Source organism: Actinoallomurus oryzae (genome assembly GCF_039541955.1).
GTDB lineage: Bacteria > Actinomycetota > Actinomycetes > Streptosporangiales > Streptosporangiaceae > Actinoallomurus > Actinoallomurus oryzae.
Genome location: NZ_BAABHF010000078.1, coordinates 25432 through 42133 on the forward strand (window position 1 = coordinate 25432; position 16702 = coordinate 42133).

18 protein-coding genes are annotated in these 16702 nt (G+C 70.0%); 12 read left to right on the forward strand and 6 right to left on the reverse strand.

The window, feature by feature from the left end; genetic code table 11:
• The first annotated feature begins 149 nt into the window (after nucleotides 1–149).
• The 3 genes from ABEA10_RS49880 (at nucleotide 150) to ABEA10_RS49890 (ending at nucleotide 3242) form a co-directional block, all read left to right on the forward strand.
• Entirely contained in the window at nucleotides 150–1670 is a 1521-nt protein-coding gene (locus ABEA10_RS49880) for an MFS transporter (RefSeq protein ID WP_345475751.1), read from the forward strand.
• A 35-nt stretch (nucleotides 1671–1705) separates the two neighbouring features.
• The gene (locus ABEA10_RS49885; RefSeq protein ID WP_345475752.1) at nucleotides 1706–2650 is read left to right on the forward strand and encodes an ADP-ribosylglycohydrolase family protein; all 945 of its coding nucleotides are present in this window, start codon (nucleotides 1706–1708) and stop codon (nucleotides 2648–2650) included.
• A 67-nt stretch (nucleotides 2651–2717) separates the two neighbouring features.
• Nucleotides 2718–3242 (forward strand): nitroreductase family protein, encoded by a 525-nt coding sequence (locus ABEA10_RS49890; RefSeq protein WP_345475753.1) that lies wholly within the window; start codon nucleotides 2718–2720, stop codon nucleotides 3240–3242.
• A 14-nt stretch (nucleotides 3243–3256) separates the two neighbouring features.
• Here ABEA10_RS49890 and ABEA10_RS49895 read toward each other — a convergent pair whose 3' ends face one another.
• Together ABEA10_RS49895 and ABEA10_RS49900 are read right to left on the reverse strand one after the other, a co-directional pair.
• Entirely contained in the window at nucleotides 3257–4030 is a 774-nt protein-coding gene (locus tag ABEA10_RS49895) for a TetR/AcrR family transcriptional regulator (protein ID WP_345475754.1), read from the reverse strand.
• Between the two features lie 42 nt (nucleotides 4031–4072).
• Complete coding sequence (locus ABEA10_RS49900; protein WP_345475755.1) at nucleotides 4073–4276, reverse strand: hypothetical protein; 204 nt, start codon at nucleotides 4274–4276, stop codon at nucleotides 4073–4075.
• Nucleotides 4277–4689: 413 nt separating this feature from the next.
• Here ABEA10_RS49900 and ABEA10_RS49905 point away from each other — a divergent pair, with 413 nt between their 5' ends.
• The 9 genes from ABEA10_RS49905 (at nucleotide 4690) to ABEA10_RS49945 (ending at nucleotide 13583) form a co-directional block, all read left to right on the forward strand.
• The gene (locus ABEA10_RS49905) at nucleotides 4690–5301 is read left to right on the forward strand and encodes a VOC family protein (RefSeq protein ID WP_345475756.1); all 612 of its coding nucleotides are present in this window, start codon (nucleotides 4690–4692) and stop codon (nucleotides 5299–5301) included.
• Nucleotides 5298–5555, forward strand: a complete 258-nt coding sequence (locus ABEA10_RS49910; RefSeq protein ID WP_345475757.1) for a hypothetical protein — start codon at nucleotides 5298–5300, stop codon at nucleotides 5553–5555. The genes ABEA10_RS49905 and ABEA10_RS49910 overlap by 4 nt, the downstream gene beginning before the upstream one ends.
• On the forward strand, nucleotides 5552–6814 hold the full coding sequence (locus tag ABEA10_RS49915) for a hypothetical protein (protein WP_345475758.1): 1263 nt from the start codon (nucleotides 5552–5554) through the stop codon (nucleotides 6812–6814). The genes ABEA10_RS49910 and ABEA10_RS49915 overlap by 4 nt, the downstream gene beginning before the upstream one ends.
• Complete coding sequence (locus ABEA10_RS49920; RefSeq protein ID WP_345475759.1) at nucleotides 6811–7392, forward strand: flavodoxin family protein; 582 nt, start codon at nucleotides 6811–6813, stop codon at nucleotides 7390–7392. Before ABEA10_RS49915 ends, ABEA10_RS49920 begins: the two co-directional genes overlap by 4 nt.
• Before the next feature lie 14 nt (nucleotides 7393–7406).
• Entirely contained in the window at nucleotides 7407–8531 is a 1125-nt protein-coding gene (locus ABEA10_RS49925; protein WP_345475760.1) for an FAD-dependent monooxygenase, read from the forward strand.
• A 32-nt stretch (nucleotides 8532–8563) separates the two neighbouring features.
• The gene (locus tag ABEA10_RS49930) at nucleotides 8564–10234 is read left to right on the forward strand and encodes an AMP-binding protein (protein ID WP_345475761.1); all 1671 of its coding nucleotides are present in this window, start codon (nucleotides 8564–8566) and stop codon (nucleotides 10232–10234) included.
• A gap of 161 nt (nucleotides 10235–10395) precedes the next feature.
• Nucleotides 10396–11577, forward strand: coding sequence for a cytochrome P450 (locus tag ABEA10_RS49935; protein WP_345475762.1), 1182 nt, complete (start codon nucleotides 10396–10398; stop codon nucleotides 11575–11577).
• The gene (locus ABEA10_RS49940; protein ID WP_345475763.1) at nucleotides 11574–12524 is read left to right on the forward strand and encodes a PDR/VanB family oxidoreductase; all 951 of its coding nucleotides are present in this window, start codon (nucleotides 11574–11576) and stop codon (nucleotides 12522–12524) included. The genes ABEA10_RS49935 and ABEA10_RS49940 overlap by 4 nt, the downstream gene beginning before the upstream one ends.
• Nucleotides 12525–12605: 81 nt before the next feature.
• Nucleotides 12606–13583, forward strand: coding sequence for a hypothetical protein (locus ABEA10_RS49945; protein ID WP_345475764.1), 978 nt, complete (start codon nucleotides 12606–12608; stop codon nucleotides 13581–13583).
• 66 nt (nucleotides 13584–13649) lie between these two features.
• Here ABEA10_RS49945 and ABEA10_RS49950 read toward each other — a convergent pair whose 3' ends face one another.
• The 4 genes from ABEA10_RS49950 to ABEA10_RS49965 form a co-directional block, all read right to left on the reverse strand.
• Nucleotides 13650–14150: a TFIIB-type zinc ribbon-containing protein gene (locus ABEA10_RS49950; RefSeq protein ID WP_345475765.1), complete on the reverse strand. Its 501-nt coding sequence runs from the start codon at nucleotides 14148–14150 to the stop codon at nucleotides 13650–13652.
• A gap of 161 nt (nucleotides 14151–14311) precedes the next feature.
• Nucleotides 14312–15319, reverse strand: a complete 1008-nt coding sequence (locus tag ABEA10_RS49955; RefSeq protein ID WP_345475766.1) for a hypothetical protein — start codon at nucleotides 15317–15319, stop codon at nucleotides 14312–14314.
• A 404-nt stretch (nucleotides 15320–15723) separates the two neighbouring features.
• A complete protein-coding gene (locus tag ABEA10_RS49960) occupies nucleotides 15724–15927 on the reverse strand; it encodes a hypothetical protein (RefSeq protein WP_345475767.1) in 204 nt (67 codons plus the stop codon).
• A 59-nt stretch (nucleotides 15928–15986) separates the two neighbouring features.
• A complete protein-coding gene (locus ABEA10_RS49965; protein WP_345475768.1) occupies nucleotides 15987–16637 on the reverse strand; it encodes a TetR/AcrR family transcriptional regulator in 651 nt (216 codons plus the stop codon).
• Between the last annotated feature and the right edge of the window lie 65 nt (nucleotides 16638–16702).

Consider the following 16702-nt stretch of genomic DNA (forward strand, 5'->3'; position numbering starts at 1 on the left):
GCCACTTAATTCGAGCGTACTAATGTTTCCAACGCGTGAATGAACGCTCATTTACCCAATGATTGCACAGGTCATGCGGCACACGGCCTCGGGGGCGGGGCGTCTAATGGCGCTCTGGAGCAGCTCGCCCAAGGGAAAAAGAGGAAGCGATGGCTCCAACCAACCCGACGGCTCCCGCGGCGGAGGGATTCACGATCGACCGGCTCTGGCGCCGCGGCCTCGACCGGTATCCGAGCACGGGAGCGCGCTACTGGTACCTGGCCGTGGCGGTGTTCGTCACGATCATCCTGTACTACGAGCTCTATGTGGCGGGCGGCGTCGCGCCGCTCATCCTGGAGCACTTCAAGATGTCGTTCATCTACTACGTCAACATCCTGGTGCTGGCCAACCTCGTCGGCGCCTTCGGCTCCCTCGCGGCCGGCCTCGCCGACCGCTGGGGCCGCGCCAACCTGGTCGCGTACGGCCTGCTCGTCACCGGGGTGCTCGCGCTGATCACCCCGTTCGCCCCGAACAAGTTCGTCTTCGGGCTGTTCGCCGTGCTGGGCGGCATCGTCGAGGGCATGTGCCTGGTCGCGACGCCGGCACTCGTGCGCGACTTCTCCCCGCAGATCGGCCGCGCGTCCGCGATGGGCTTCTGGACGCTCGGGCCCGTCGTCGGCAGCCTGGTCGTCAGCTTCGTCGCCAACCGCACGCTGCCGCACCTGGACAACTCCTGGTCCAGCCAGTACTACATCGTCGGCGTGGTCGGGCTGGTGGCGTTCGCGATCGCGCTGTTCGGGCTGCGCGAGCTCAAACCCGGGCTCCGCGACCAGGTGATGGTCAGCGCCGGCGACCGCGCGCTCATCGAGGCGCGCGCCGACAGCGCCGAGCGGACGGCCGACCTCGACCGGCCGTGGGGGCAGATGATGCGCCTGGACATCCTGGCCCCCGCTCTCGGGATCAGCATCTTCCTGCTGATCTACTACACCGCGGTCGGTTTCTTCACCGTCTACCTGACCTCCAACTTCGGCTTCACGACGTCGAAGGCCAACGGCATCAACACCTGGTACTGGGCGATCAACGCGGTCAGCCTCGTGGTCGTCGGCGCGCTCTCGGACCGGCTGCGGGTACGCAAGCCGTTCATGGTGGCCGGCACCGTGATCGCGGTGGTCATGACGTTCCTCTTCATGACCCGGACGACGCACCCGCACACGAGCTCGACCACGCTGATCGTGATCATCGCCCTGCTCTCGCTCGGCCTCGCGACGGCGTACGCCCCGTGGATGGCGGCGTTCACCGAGACGATCGAGAAGCGCAACCCCGCGCTGACCGCGACCGGCCTGGCGATCTGGGGCTGGATCCTGCGCATCGTCGTCTGCCTGGCCTTCTTCGTCCTCCCCTATGTCGTCAGCGCGGTGGACAAGCTGGTCGAGGCTCCGGCCGTACTGGCCCAGGTGAAGGCCGCCGGCGCCAACCCGCCACCGGCGCTGCTCGCCGAGGTCGGGAAGATCAAGAGCGCCGCCGCCGACGCGCCGCACCAGTGGCAGGCCTGGTGGTGGGTGTGCATCGTGGCCGAGATCCTGTTCCTCGGCCTGATGCTGCCGCTCGTCGGCCGCTGGAGCCCGAAGGCGGCCAAGGCCGACGCCGAGGCGCACGACCGTGAGGTCGCCCGCCTCACGGGCGCGTCCTGAGGGAACCTCACCGGCCGCCCGGTCGTCGCACAGTGGTGAGTCTCACCAGTGAACAGCGAGACCGGGCGGCCGGAGTGCTGCTCGGCGCGGCCTGCGGCGACGCGCTCGGCGTGCCGTACGAGTTCGCCGCCCGCCTGTCCGCCACGGCCGTCCCCGAGATGATCGGCGGCGGGCTCGGCCCGTACGAGCCGGGCGAGTACAGCGACGACACCCAGATGCAGGTGTGCGTCGCCGAGGTCGCCGCCCGCGGGCGCGGCCTGCGGTCGGACCTCGCGCTGGACGGTGTCGCCGTGCGGTTCCTGCGGTGGTACCGCGAGGGCGCCAGCGACATCGGGGCCCAGACCCGCACGGTGCTCGCGTCCGTCGACCGCGCCGGCGGGATGTCGGCGGAGATGCGCCGCGCCGCCGAGGACCTCCACGCCCGTACGGGCCGCAGCGCGGGCAACGGATCGCTGATGCGCACCGCCGTCGTCGCGCTGCCGTACCTGGAGGACTCCGTCGCCATGATGGAGGCGGCCCGGCTGGTCAGCGGTCTGACCCACACCGACGACCTGGCCGGCGACGCGTGCGTGCTGTGGTGCTCGGGCGTACGCCGCGCGGTGCTGGAGGGCACCTACGACGGCGTACGCGAGGGGCTGGCCTACCTGCCGCCGTCGCGGCGCGACCGGTGGGCCTCCTGGCTGGACGAGGCCGAGGCCGCGCCACCGCACCGGTTCAGCCCGAACGGCTTCGTCGTGCCGGCGCTGCAGGCGGCCTGGTCGGCGGTGACGCACACGGCGTCGCTGCCGGACGGCCTGTTCGCCGCGGTACGCGCCGGCGACGACACCGACACGGTCGCCGCGATCGCGGGCGCGCTCCTGGGCGCACGCCACGGCGCCTCGGCGGTACCCGAGGAGTGGCGGGCGAAGGTGCACGGCTGGCCGGACCTGACCGCCGAGGACCTCACCGCTCTCGCCCTCCGTGCCGCCGAGTCCGAGTAGCTCCTTCACGAGGGCCGCCGGGCCTTCGAGATGATGGGCGGGACGCGAGGATCGGGGGCGAGGCCGGGTGGGTGAGCCGTTGCGGGCGGAGGTGGCGTCGCTGCGGGCCACACGGTGGTTCGCCGACACACCGGTGCCGACGCGCGAGATCGTACGAGCGCTGGAGGCGGCGCGCTGGACCGGGTCGGCGCGCAACCGCCAGCCCTGGAGATTCGTCGTCGTCCGGGACGGCGCCCTGCGGGAGAGGCTGAGCCTGCTGGGCGGCTACGCGGCGCACCTGGCCACGGCTCCGGTGGCCGTGCTGCTCGCGGTGGACCACGCGACCGGGGGCGAGGACGCGGAGTTCGACGCGGGCCGGGCCGCCCAGAGCCTCATGCTCGCCGCGCACGGCCTCGGCCTGGGAAGCTGCCCGGTCTCGTTCTTTCCCGCGTCCAACGCCGAGCAGGCCGGACGGCTGGCCGGCGTCGAGGCCCCGTGGAAGGTCCGGACGGCCATCGCGCTCGGCTACCCCGCACGCGCGCCCCGCGGCCGATCCGCGATCCCCTCGGGACGCCTGCCGCTGGACCGGCTGGTCCGCTGGATCGACTCCTGATGTGACGGGAGGTCTTATGCGTCGTCGGGCGGGAGGTCTTCTCCTTCGCCCTCCGCGGTGAGGAGACGGGTCAGGTAGTCGAGGTCCTGCCGAAGCAGGGCGACGGCGCCGAGTGGAGTGGGCGTGTCCGGGGTACGCCCGGCCTCTCGAGCCACCATCGCCACCGCGTTCTCCGCGATCTGTTCGGCCACCGGTTCGGCGGGGTGCGCCGGAGACGGATGGAACCACCATGCCACCCAGTTGCACATTCCGATGATCGACAGCGCTGTGACGCGTGCGTCGACAGGACGGAAACGGCCGGCCGTGATCCCCTCCTCGATGACGCCGGTGATCTCCCGGAGGACCGCCCGACGGCCCTGGAGGTGCTTCTTCGCGATCTCCGGAGGGAGCGCCTGGTCGCTGCGATCGAGCGTACGGAACTGCGCCGGCTGCTCGGCGCGGCGCAGGACCAGGGCGCGGACGAGCATGCGCAGCTTGTCCGCCGAGTCGAGATCGGTGCGTTGCCGGACCTCCCGCAGCGCGTTCGCCGCGCTCTCAGTCGTCGCCTCGACCATCGCCACGAGCAGATCTTCCTTGCTCTTGACATAGTTGTAGAGGTTGGGACGGCTCAGCCCGACGGCGTCCGCGACGTCCTGCAGGGTGGTCCCGTCGTAGCCGCGTTCAGCGAAGATGCGCATGGCCTGGTCGACGATCTCGCTCATGAGGAGCTTGCGTCGGGGCGCCGCGCCGCGACGGGAGTCCGGGCGGCCACCCGACCGTCCCTGCGCCTTGGAGTCCTCCGCAGCCACCACACACTCCTCGGCCTCGGCTTCAGCCTGGCGCGACGGTCGTCATGTGCGCCGTTCCTGCCCGGTCAGCCGGTCATCATAGTCACCGGCGACGGTCGCCCGCGCTGCGCACTCCCACGCGAAGGCCAGCTGCCGCAGGTGGAGGGCCCGGGAGAGTCGATGGTGGTCGAGGTTGTGACCGGCGCCCGCCTGAAGGCCGGCCTCCACCCACGGGGCGGAGCCGAAGTACCCGGCGAATGTCGCCACGCGACTCGCGTCGACGACCCACAGGCCGTCGTATTCGGCGAGCGTGTACTGCCCTGTCGCCCGCCGAGGTCGAGCAGGGAGTGACCGGGCACGTCGAAGTACCCGGAGCCGTATCCCCCGCCATGAAGGGCCACGATCAACGGAGCCCCTGCGGCACCGCCGGCGGCGGCGCGGCCGGCGATCTTTCGGCCTTCGACGGAGAGATCGATCCACATCGTGGTCATTCGGTGCCGTCCCTTCACAGTCGTCAGAACGCGTCCTGTCACCCGCGCGGCGAGGCGGTCATCGGGCGCCTCGCGTCGCCCGGACCCCGTCACCCCGCCTGTCGATACTAAGGCGTCAGAATATTGACGGTTGCGACAGGGTCGCTCTACGCTCGGCGTCACCGAGTTGGTCGCGAGAGGAGTACGCAGATGCCATCACCGGAGCATGACCCGCTTGCGCACACCGTGCGGGGCGTCGATCACGCGGCGTTTCCCACCTTCGATCCGCGGGCCACCATCACCTTCTACCGGGATATCCTCGGCTTCCCGGTCGTCCACGCGACATGCGCGCTCGGGTGGGGGCCCGGCGACCACCCGGACTTCATCCACTTCTTCTTCGACATCGGCAGCGGCGATCGGCTGGCGTTCTTCTACTACTTCGGAGTCGAGCCCTACCGGGACACCGGGATCCCCGATCTGCTCCGCCGTGCCCGGCACCTCGCGATCCACGTCGACACCGAGGAGGATCTGCTGGAATACCGGCGCCGGCTGGACGCGAGCGACTGGCCGTGCGAGTCGCAGGTGCGGCACGAGACAGTCGAGTCGATCTACGTCACCGACCCCAACGGGTACCTGATCGAGATCACCCGTCCGCTGCGGGCGATCACCACCGAGGACGACATCGACGCCAACCTGAGCGTCGACGCGCTCATGGACGTGACGGCGGAGCCCGATCCCTCCCTGGAGAAGTTCTTCGCGCGGAAGGCGAAGCTGATCTCGGAGCGCTACGCGGGCGAGCCGGACTTGGTGACGTTCGCATGACCACGCTGTTCGTCCTCGACGTCGGCGACTTCCGCCCGCTGGCCGAAGTCGCCGGCAAGGATCCCGACGTGACCGTCCGGCGGCGCGGCCCCTACCTCGAGGTCGCCACGCCCGGCTCGATCCGCATCGAGCGCAACGCCACGGGTTGCCGCAACGCCGTCTGGTACAGCGCGGTCGCCGCGGTCGAGGACGGCCGGGTGAGCCGCTGGGACAAGTCGGAACTGGTGGTCCAGCCCACAGGAGCGAAGGGATGAGCCCGCTGGCGGTGGACCGGCTCGGCGCGGGCCGGGACGTCCAGCGGGCGGAGACGCCGCCCGGCGTCACGGTGAGCACGCACCAGCTCACCACCTTCGACGGCGCCAAGATCGAGGGAGTGCTGTACTCCCTCGACGGCGCGGCGACGGCGGTCACCGTCATGCACCCGCGCCAGTCGGTGACGCACCATCCGATGATCCCGCTGCTCCTGCGAAGCGGCGTCTCGGTCTGGACCCAGGGCTCCCGGTCGCCCAACAACGACCTCGCCCTGGTCCACGAGCAGGCGTTGCTGGACGCGGCGGCGGGCCATGTGTTCCTCCGGGACACCGGGTTCGACACCGTGCTGACCTTCGGCCACTCCGGCGGCGGAACGCTGTCGGCCTTCTACATCGAGCAGGCGTCCCTGGAGCCGGGTCTGCGGCTGGATGTGACACCGGCCGGCCGGCCGATCACGCTGGCGGGCGCGCGGATGCCCGTTCCGGACGGCGCGATCTTTCTGGCGCCGCACCCGGGTCAGGGACAGGTGCTGCTGCACTGCATCGACCCGTCCGTCGTGGACGAGTCGGACCCCATGTCGGTGGATCCCGCGCTGGACATGTACTCGCCGGGAAACGGATTCGCCGAGCCACCGGAGCCGAGCCGCTACAGCGCCGACTTCCTCCGCGCGTACCGTACGGCCCAAAGAAACCGGATCGCCCGGATCGACGCCCGCGCCGTCGAACTCGCCGCCGAGACCTCGAAGGCCCGGGCCCGGTTCGCCCGCACCGGCGACCCCGCCGACCGGCGGACCGGCCTCGCCCCGAGAGTGATCACCACCTACCGCACCGACGCCGACCCCTGTTACGTGGACCTGTCGATCGATCCGAACGACCGGCCCTACGGCTCGTTGTTCGGCCGCCGCCCGGATCTGATCAACTACGGCCTGGTGGGTTTCGGCCGGCTGACCACTCCCGACGCGTGGTTGTCGACCTGGTCGGCGAACCACACCAACGCGGATTTCGTGCGGTGCGCGGCCGGAGTGCGGCTGCCAGCGCTCTACCTGGAGTTCAGCGGCGACCAGGCCGCGCTCCCCAGCGCCAGTGCCCGGATGTTCGAGGCCCTGGCCGGTGAAGACAAGACCCGCCATGTCGTCCGGGGCCAGCACTTCGGCCAGCCCATCGTGGAGGGCGAGCCCACCGGATACGCCGCCGCCGCCGTCCACATCGACCGCTGGCTGAACGGCCGGTTCGCCACGGCATCACCAAGGAGGACAAGGTGACGGAAGCGCGCTCCATCGGAGTCGTCTACGACAGTGGCTACGGCCATACCGCCGCGCAGGCCAGAGCGGTGGGGGAAGGCGCCGCCTCGGTCCCGGACACCGACGTCGCGCTGTACTTCGCCGAGGAGGTCGCCACCGATCCCCGTCAGCTCGACCACTGCGACGCGCTGATCTTCGGCACCCCGACCTACATGGGCAGTGGTTCGGCGGTGTTCAAGTCGTTCATGGAGGCCAGCGCGAAGATCTGGCTGGCCCAGGAGTGGAAGGGCAAGCTCGCCGCGGGGTTCACCAACTCCAGCGGTCACTCCGGGGACAAGCTCAGCACCCTCACCCAGCTCTGGCTCTTCGCCATGCAGCACGGGATGGTCTGGGTCGGACTCGGCCTGCTGGACGGCAACGGACGCAGCACGGGGTCCGACTCCGAACTGAACCGGCTCGGCTCCTACGCCGGGGCCATGGCGCAGTCGAACTCCGACCAGGGTCTGGAAGGCATGCAGGACAGCGACCTGCGAACGGCGTCGGCACTGGGCGAGCGCGTCGCGCACCACGTCGTGTCGTGGCGGGGAGGTGGACGGTGACATCCGGAAAACCCATGAGGATTCTGGTGGTCGGCGCCGGCCCCGCGGGACTCTTCTTCTCGATCATCGCCAAACGAGCGATCCCCACGGCCACGATCCACGTCAGGGAGCGAAACCCGCACGGCGTGACGTACGGCTGGGGCGTGGCGTTCAGCGAGAGCGCAGCCGACGCGCTCCGGCCCGCCGCACCTGATGTGATCGACGCACTCACGACCGAGACCCGCCACGATCGGATGGTCCTCAGCCTGGATGGTGTCGGCGTGCCGGTCAAGGTCGGCCGCAGCCACCTCAACGCCCGCTGGTCGCTCCTGGCCATACTGGAGAAGTTCGCCCTCGAGGCCGGGGTGAGCATCGAGCATGACCGCGACGCCGCAGTGACCGAGAGCGACATGGCGGCCTGGGATCTCGTGATCGGTGCCGACGGCGTCAACAGCCGGACCCGCGAGCGCTTCGCCGAGCACTTCCTGCCGAGCGTCGAACTCGGCACCAACTGGCTGGCCTGGTACGGCACTCCGAAGCCCTACCCGCCGTCGATCATCCTCCAGAACAGCGAGTACGGAATCCTCATGGTCCATGCCTCTCGGTTCTCGGCCGAGATGAGCAACTTCACCGTCGAGGTCGGCCAGGAGACGTTCGACCGGCTCGGGTTCGCCGGCATGACCGAGGACGAGTCGCGCGAGTTGTGCGAACGGCTCTTCGCCGAGGCGCTGGACGGCGCGCCGCTGCGCAGTGACCACTCGCCGTGGTTCCAGACCAAGTTCATCAGCTGCGCGCGATGGACCCACCGCAACCTCGTGCTGATCGGGGACGCCCTGCACACCGTCCACCCGTCGATCGGATCCGGCACCCGGTTCGCGATGCGTGACGCCGTCTACCTGACGCAGGCGCTGGACGGAGCGGCGTGGGACGTCGAGGTGGGGCTGAGGGAGTTCGAGCGGGTGCGCAAGCCCGTCGCCGACGCCTTCCAGACCGCCGCGAAGCGCAGCATCGCCTGGTACGAGGGGCTCCCGTCCCGCACCATCACCCATCCGACGAAGTTCGCGCTCGAGTACCTGATGCGCACGGGACGCGTCTCCTACCGGGACTTCCGGCGGGAGAACCGCGAGGTCGTCCTCGGCTACGAGCGCGACCTGTGCTGACCACGCCCGGCACCGCAGAGGAGAAAGACGCGATGACGCTCGCACCCGACATCTCCGGCAAGCTCGTCCTCTATCCGGCCGAGGATGAGGCCCGCTACGTCCGCGAAGGACTGTGGGAGTCGCCCACCATCGCCGAGCACCTGCACATCACGGCGCAGGAACACGGCGACCGGGATGCCCTGATCTGCGGTGATGTCCGCTTGACCTTCGCGGAGCTGGACCGCATCTCCGACCGACGCGCCGCGGGCCTTCATCGGCTTGGGCTGGAGCCCGGCGGTGCGGTTCTGCTGCAGGTGCACAACACCGCCAACACCGTGATCGCCTGGTACGCGCTGCTCAAGGCGGGTCTCGTACCCGTGTGCACGCTGCCGTTGCACCGCGGGCACGAAATCGGGGAGATCGCGCGCCAGACCCGCCCGGTCGCGCACCTGGTCGCCGCCCGCGACCCTCGCTTCGACCTCGTCGGATTCGCCTTCGAACAGGCCGAGGCGGCCGGTGTGGAGCGCACGATCCTGGTCTCCGACGGCCCGGCCGGCGACCCCCGAGCCGTCGAGATGGACGGACTCGGCGAGGACCTCGACGACGCCGAGGCCCGCGGGATCGTCGAGGCCGTCCAGGCCGGACTCGGCATGCAGTCGCTCGCGGTGTTCCAGCTCTCCGGCGGCACCACCGGTGTCCCCAAGGTGATTCCCTGCCTGCAGGCCCCCTACTGGCACTACGGTGCGAGCCTCGCCCGCGCGATGGGATGGGGGCCTGGGGACCGCGTCGCGTTCATGATGCCGATCGTGCACAACGCGGGCGTCATCATCGGTCTGCAGGGCCCGCACAGCGTGGGGGCGACCCTCGTGCTCGGAGTGCCCGACGCGTCAGCCGCACTCGACCTCGTCGTCCGGAACGAGGCGACGGATGTCCTGCTCGGTCCGTTCGCCTTCGAACTGGCCCTGGATCCGCGTCTGGCCGATGCCACCGCGCTGCGGCGGGTGCTGTTCAGCGGCAAGAAGGTGCCCAGCCGGTACATGGCGGTGCTGGACGCGCGCGGCATCTGGGGCGGGCAGATCTTCGGGATGAGCGAGGGGCTGTGCCTCACCACCCCGCTCGACTTCCCGCTCGACGCCCGCACGGCGAGCGTCGGGATACCGATCTCTCCCGCGGACGAAGTCCGGCTGTACGAACCCGGGACCGAAACGGAGGTGGCGCCCGGCGAGGTGGGCGAGTTCTGCGCCCGAGGCCCTTACACCCTGCACGGCTACTGGGACGCGGCCGAGCACAACCGGCGAGCCTTCACCGCGGACGGCTTCTACCGCAGCGGTGACCTCATGGCGGAGCGAACGATCGCCGGCGTCCGCTGCTACACCGTCGAGGGCCGCATCAAAAACATGATCAGTCGCGGTGGCGAGAAGATCAACACCGAGGAGGTCGAACTCCTCCTCTGCTCCCACGACGCGATCGCCGAGGCCGCCCTGGTGGCGATGCCCGACGCCCGGCTGGGCGAACGGGCCTGCGCCTTCGTCGTGAGCCGTGACGGATCGGCGATCGATCTCACCGAAATCCGCGCCCACTTCGACCGCCTCCAGGTCGCGAAGTACAAGTGGCCGGAGCGCCTGGTCGTGCTCCCGGAGATGCCGCGGGTCAGCCAGGTCGGAAAGATCGACCGCCGCCGTCTGCGGGAGATCGCCGAGACACTCGGGGCCGAGCCGAGATAGCACCCACCGGGCGCAGCGGCCGAGTGCCCGGCCGACGACGCTGACGCCCGCCGCCGATCACCCCGTACGCCTCGCGCACGACGGACCGGCCCGCGCGCAGCGGACAGACCGTCGAGCCGACACACCACACTCGCCGCGTCAGTGCAGAGGAAGGAGCCGTCATGACAACAGATCCCGCCTTCGATCACCTCGACGGAACCCTGCCCGCCAATGAAGTCCATCGTGCCCGCGCCGAGATGCGGGAAGCATGCCCGGTCGTACACAGCGACCGGCATGGCGGATTCGACTACCTGACCCGCTACGACAACGTCCGCACGGCGCTGACGGACACCGGGTCGTTCTCCTCGGCCGATGGTGTGCACATCCCGCCCAGTGGGCTGCTGCCGCCGATCCCCGCTCTGGAATTCGACGAACCCGAACACTCCGCGTGGCGCAGAGTCCTGAACGGCCCGCTGACCCCGCGCGCCGTACGAGCGTTCGAACCGGTCATCACCGAGGTCGTCGACCTTCTGATCGACGACTTCGCGACCGCCGGCAAGGCCGACCTGGTGGACCGCCTCACGGAGCCGCTACCCGCGATCGTCATCGGGCGAATGATCGGCCTCGACCAGGCCGAGGCGGTGCGCGCCCGCGGTGTCGCGGCGGCGCTGTTCGCCGCCACGGGTTCCGAGGAGCTCCCGGCGCGGTTCGCGGAGTTCTCCGACCACACCCAGCGCTGGTTGGCCGACCGCCGTGAGAACCCCCGCGACGACATGCTCACCGAGATGGCGAGCGGCGTCGTCGACGGCAAGGAGATCGACGAAGCGGGCGCCACCGGGCTGCTTCTCGCCTACATCGTCGGTGGCCACCACTCGACGGGCTCGGCCCTCGGCGGTCTCATCCGGCACGTGCTGACCGTGCCCGGCCTGCGAGACGATCTCATCGCCGACCGGCGCGGGCTGCCACGGGTGATCGAGGAGAGCCTGCGGCTGACCACACCACTGCAGCTGTTCGCACGCACGCTCCGGTGCCCGGTCCAGGTCGACGGCCACGAGCTCGCCGAGGGCGGCCGAGTCCTCCTCGACCTCGCGGCCGCCAACCGGGATCCGCGGGAGTTCACCGACCCGGAGGAGTTCGATCCACGCCGGACCCGGAACCGACACGTCAGCTTCGGAGCCGGACCCCACGTCTGCCAAGGTCAGCACCTCGCCCGAGCCGAACTCCGGATCACCCTCACCCGCCTTCTCGACCGGCTGCCCGACCTGCGCCTCGACGGGGAGCCGGTCGAGAGCGGACTGGTCGGCGGATCTCTGATGACCCACTTCGCGCTGCCTGTGGCCTTCACTCCGGAGAACGCCGCATGAACGGTCCCCGCGAGCTCCGGCTCACCGTCGGCAGGCGAACGACCGTCGCGCTCGGCGTGGTGGAGTTCGAGCTGCGTCCGGTCGACGGCGGCGAACTGCCGTCCTGGTGTCCGGGTGCTCACATCGACGTCGTGACCGAACCCGGAATCGTCCGCCAGTACTCGCTGTGCGGTGACCCTGACGATCGCACCGTTTACCGGATCGCCGTTCTGCGACAGGCCGACGGCCGGGGCGGATCGGCATGGCTGCACGATCGGCTCCACGAGGGCGACCGGATCCTCGCCGGCAGCCCACGCAACCACTTCCCGCTGGAAACGGGCCCCGGCTACGTGTTCCTGGCGGGCGGGATCGGGATCACGCCACTGCTGGCCATGGTTCGCCGGGTGGCCGCGGACGGCGCGGACTGGACGCTGCACTACGGCGGCCGGACTCGAGCGTCCATGGCCTACGTCGACGACCTTCAGGCCATCGACGCGAGCCGAGTGCGCCTGTTCCCCTTCGACGAGTGCGGCCTGATCGATCTCGACTCCGCGCTCGGCGACGTGGACCGGGAGGCGTACGTCTACTGTTGCGGTCCCGAGCCGCTGATCGACGCGATCGAGGCGGTGTGCGCACGTCGCGGCATGCGACCGCGAACGGAACGTTTCTCGCCGAAGGACGTCGATTCCTCGTTGACGGATTCCCCGTTCACGGTGCGAATCGCCTCGACCGGCGCCGATCTGACGGTGCCCGCGGACCGTTCCATCGTCGACGTGCTGATCGAGGCAGGCGTCGACGTGCTCACCTCGTGTGAGGAAGGCACCTGCGGCACCTGCGAGACGGGCGTCCTCGACGGCCGCCCGGACCACCGTGACTCTGTGCTGACCGAGGAAGAGCAGGCCGCGGGGGACCGGATCCTGCCCTGCGTCTCACGGTCCCGCACACCTCAGCTCGTACTCGACCTCTGACCCGCTAGCCGTTGCGGACAGACGACCGCCGGGGCATATAGTCGGTTCCTAATATTAGAGATCGACTTCAGGAGACCGATCATGACGGCATCCGCCGGCCTGCTCTTCGGCATCTACCCCGGAGGTGCCACCGGGGACGACACCGGAGGGCTGGCCCGGGGCCCGGCGGACGACCCGGAGCGGATCAGGGCCGCCATCGGGAAGCTGCGGCCGGGCGGCCGGCCCTTCCTGGTCCGCGGTTATGTCTCCTTCGTCGATTCCGACGACACGCGGGAGATCACCGAGGCTCCGGACGGCGTGGAACGGTACGCCGGAGACGGACGCGTCCTCGACCTCGTCGCGCAGTACCAGTCCCACCGGGGGGACGTCGCCGGGTACACCGGTTTCATCCGACGGCTGGTCCGCGACCACGGGCGCAGCACCGCGACACTCCAGATCACCGAAGAGCCGAACGTCGCCGGCAATCCGACGCTGGACGGGTACTACCCGAAGGTCCGGGACGCCCTCGTCGAAGGGGTGCTCGCCGCCGACGACGAGGCCCGGCGGCAGGGCTTCGACCACCTCCGGATCGGGTTCAACACGACCCCGCTGTTCGGCCCGGGCGAAGGCTTCATCACCGCGCTCACCGAGCGCGGCGGCAAGGAGTTCACGGCCGCCCTCGGCTACGTCGGCCTCGACTTCTTCCCGGACGTCTTCCGGCCCGTGCCGCCGAAGGGGCTCCACGACGCGGTCACCGGCCTGCTCCGCCTGCACCGGACCGAACGCCTCACGCCCGCCGGCATCGATCCCGCCGTCCCGCTGCACATCACCGAGAACGGCTGGCCCACCTTCGGCGACCGGACACCCGAACGGCAGGCGGAGGTCCTGGAGGCGACCGTCACGGCGATCGCCGGTTGCCGGAGCGAACTCGCCATCGGCGCCTACACGCACTTCGCCCTGCGCGACGCCGACAGCGATGCGCCCGGCCTGTTCCACCACTTCGGCCTGCTGACCGACGACTACCGGCCGAAGCCCGCCTTCACGACGTACCAGGCGCTCATCGAACGGTTCGGCCGGTAAGCCGGGCCGTTGACCGCCGAGGGGCGCGCGTACGCCGGTGAAGCCGCCGCCGGCGCCCGATCCGGATCAGGTGGCGTCCGGCGTACGGGGCAGGTCGGCACCGCAGAGGGCGCAGACGTAGTCGTGCTCCTTGACCAGGTTGCGCTCGCCGCACCGGGGGCAGTGGCGGAAGACGACCGGGCCGGTGAAGCGGCCGGGGTGCGGCAGGCCCGCCGCGTCGAGGGCGGCGCCGACGGCGGGCCAGGAGGCCGGATCGGGGCAGTAGCCGGTCGAGTGGTTGCTGACCTCGCTCACGGTCCAGCGGTGCCCGTCGCGGGAGAAGGCCATCTCTCCGGCGCTCAGCACGGGCGCCCCGCCGGCACAGGCGACGTGCTCGCTCCGCCGGGGCGCGAGGCGCAGCGTCCCGTCCAGGTCGACGACGAAGGTGAAGGGCTCGGCACGCTCGTCCGCGTCGCGTGAGCCCAGCCAGGCGGCCAGGTCGTCCACCGACCCGACCCGGTGCCCGGCGCCGCCGGGCGGTGCCGCGGCGAGCAGGTCGGCGGGGCCGACATAGGAGTACCGGCGCACCGGCCGATGCTATCCGCCCGCACATTCCACGGCGATCGTCCCGATGGGCCCGCACGGTGAGCCGCGAGCAGAGGAACGGCGTAGGAGGCCGGGCCGCCACCGCACGGCGTCCGTGTGCGGGGGCGGCCCGGCCGGTCAGGGTGGGCCCGGTTCGGGGCCGGTCAGGTCGCGGCGTTGTGCGCGGACAGGATCGGTTCGAGGTTCGTCGCGTGCGACAGGCCCGGGTAGGTGTCCTCGGGGCCGCCGTTCTTGTTGTCGCGGTAGCTGTAGACGACGTCCGCGCCGGCGCCCGGCAGGACCCTGTCCCACTCCGCGAGGAGGTTCTGGAGCTGCGTCGCGCTCGGGATCTTCCAGCCGTCGCCGCCGAAGACCTGGTAGACGGGGGCGAGCTCGCTCTCGGCGTAGTACTGCTTGGCCGTGGCCGCGGCGTCGTCGACCTGGCTCATGTCGCAGGTCGTCGAGCCGTCCTTGTTACAGGGGTACGGGTCGAGGCCGAACAGGTCCACGTGGGTGATCGACTTGGCCACGGCGGCATAGTCGTGGCTGTACTCGTCCACGAGATACGCCTTCTGCGAGGTCTTTCGCGGAATGATGTTGCCACTGGCGTCCAGGCAGTTTCCGGCGTTGTCCACCTTCGGATGCTGCTTAGCGCCGTCCCAGAAGGAGTTGCGCCAGCCGGAGCAGTGAATGTAGTCGGCGCGGTCACGCAGCTTCGACGCGATATTCGTACAGCCGTGAGTGTCGGGTTCGTCGAAGATGAAGTAGCCGAACACCTTGGAGCTGTTGCGGTTGCTGTCGACAAGAGCACGGAAGTCCGCCCAGGACATGATGCCGTCGCTGTCGCAGATCGCGCCGCCGGTCCATTCCATTCCCTGCATTCCGGCCGGCAGGTCGGCGGACTCGCCGGGACCGACGTCGAGCACGGTGTAGCCGAGCGACTGCAGGTGGGCGGCGTCGTCCACGGTGGTGTTCTGGATGAAGTGGGGACGGTGCGTGACGGTGGCCTGCGCCGAGGCGGCCGTCGCGGCGGCGTGAGAGGCGGCGCCGTGTGCCGAGGCGACCCCCGGGACGACGGCGACGGCGGCCACGGCGGCGGTCAGCGCGCCGAGCACGATACCGAGGCGGCCCGCGGCCGTGCCCCTGGCCCGTCTGGTACGGAAGACCCTCACAAGCACTCCTAGTGGCTTCGGGGGTTGATAAAGACGGTTCATCAACTCGGGATTTTCGCGACCGTCCCGGACGGCGCGAATTTCCCCGCCACCCGAGAGAACACACTGCTTATCGCCGAATCGGCGTCACCATATAGCAGCACTCGACATGGCAGCAAGATTGTAGTTTCCACCGAAATACCGAGGGTCGGATGATGCTGACACACCGTGATCTAACGCATTATGAAACAAATTCGCGTCGGCCGCTGAGCTGGGTCTTGTTGTACGCGAAAAGTAGAACGGCCTTCGGTTAAGCGCGGTCGAGGCACCGAGAAGCGACCCGCGATCGGGTGAATGCCGGAGCACTTTGGTGATTCGCACAATGGGCGGGCCGATTGCCGGGCGCACGCGTCCGGCCGGCCCCGTCAGTCCTCCGTCGTGCGGCCGCCGGCCCAGGGGCGGACCTGCCGGCCCTGCTGGTGGGAGTCGTCGTGGCGATGGGCGATGCGCACGGCGTACTCACGAGGCGACACTCCCAGCTGCCAGGAACAGACCGAACAGCTCAGGTGGTCGTGGGTGGTCCGCTCGTCGTGCTCCACCTCGACGACGCCAATCCGCAGGTTCTCCACGGCCCGAAACCGTACACGGAGCGTAGCCGCATACTCCACCTTGGTGACCGTCGTGTCGTCTACGGGATGCGTTCGCGGTCGCGTTCGGCGGCCAGGCGCAGGGTCTCCGCGGACAGCGGTGCGAGCAGGAGGGCCGCGACCAGGTCGATCAGGTGGCCGGTGAACAGCCGGTCGTCGGCGTGCGGCCCCGACTGGGCGCGGCGGGCCAGCTCGATCATCGTGAAGCGCACCGCGACGAACCGCCGGTGCAGGCGGGTGGCGTCCTCCTCCAGGAGCGGGGCGGTCAGGGCACGCCAGCGGTAGGTGCTGTCGGCCGGGTCGCTGACGGTCGCCCGGCCGATCAGCGGCTCGGGACGGTTCACCAGCTCGCCGAGGATCCGCAGGTACGCACGGCCGCTGGGGTAGGCGAGCTCGGCCGCGAGCGGGCGGACCAGCGCGGCGGACAGCGCGCGGACGTCGTCGCGTTCGCCGGCCTCGTACGCGTCCAGCAGGGCGTGTCGGGCCGACTCGACCTCGGCGCGGTGCCGTTCGAGCACGGCGCGCAGCAGGCCGTGCCGGTCGCCGAAGTGGTACTGCAGGGCGGTGACGTTGCGCGCACCCGAGGCGCGCACGATCTCTCGCAGGGATACGCCGTAGACGCCCTCGGTGGCGAAGAGCCGCTCAGCCGTCTCGATAAGGCGCTCCCGCGTCTCACGTCCGGCGGTGCCCATGGGTGAATTGAACCATATTGACCTTTAATGCAGGTGAATCATAGGCTCATGCATGCGGAGGTTCT

What these genes read in the sequence shown, in the direction of transcription:
- ABEA10_RS49880 (WP_345475751.1), top strand. Translation starts at nt 150, where the DNA reads ATGGCTCCAACCAACCCGACGGCTCCCGCGGCGGAGGGATTCACGATC.
- ABEA10_RS49905 (WP_345475756.1), top strand. Translation starts at nt 4,690, where the DNA reads ATGCCATCACCGGAGCATGACCCGCTTGCGCACACCGTGCGGGGCGTC.
- ABEA10_RS49910 (WP_345475757.1), top strand. Translation starts at nt 5,298, where the DNA reads ATGACCACGCTGTTCGTCCTCGACGTCGGCGACTTCCGCCCGCTGGCC.
- ABEA10_RS49915 (WP_345475758.1), top strand. Translation starts at nt 5,552, where the DNA reads ATGAGCCCGCTGGCGGTGGACCGGCTCGGCGCGGGCCGGGACGTCCAG.
- ABEA10_RS49925 (WP_345475760.1), top strand. Translation starts at nt 7,407, where the DNA reads ATGAGGATTCTGGTGGTCGGCGCCGGCCCCGCGGGACTCTTCTTCTCG.
- ABEA10_RS49930 (WP_345475761.1), top strand. Translation starts at nt 8,564, where the DNA reads ATGACGCTCGCACCCGACATCTCCGGCAAGCTCGTCCTCTATCCGGCC.
- ABEA10_RS49935 (WP_345475762.1), top strand. Translation starts at nt 10,396, where the DNA reads ATGACAACAGATCCCGCCTTCGATCACCTCGACGGAACCCTGCCCGCC.
- ABEA10_RS49940 (WP_345475763.1), top strand. Translation starts at nt 11,574, where the DNA reads ATGAACGGTCCCCGCGAGCTCCGGCTCACCGTCGGCAGGCGAACGACC.
- ABEA10_RS49945 (WP_345475764.1), top strand. Translation starts at nt 12,606, where the DNA reads ATGACGGCATCCGCCGGCCTGCTCTTCGGCATCTACCCCGGAGGTGCC.
- ABEA10_RS49965 (WP_345475768.1), bottom strand. Translation starts at nt 16,637, where the DNA reads ATGGGCACCGCCGGACGTGAGACGCGGGAGCGCCTTATCGAGACGGCT.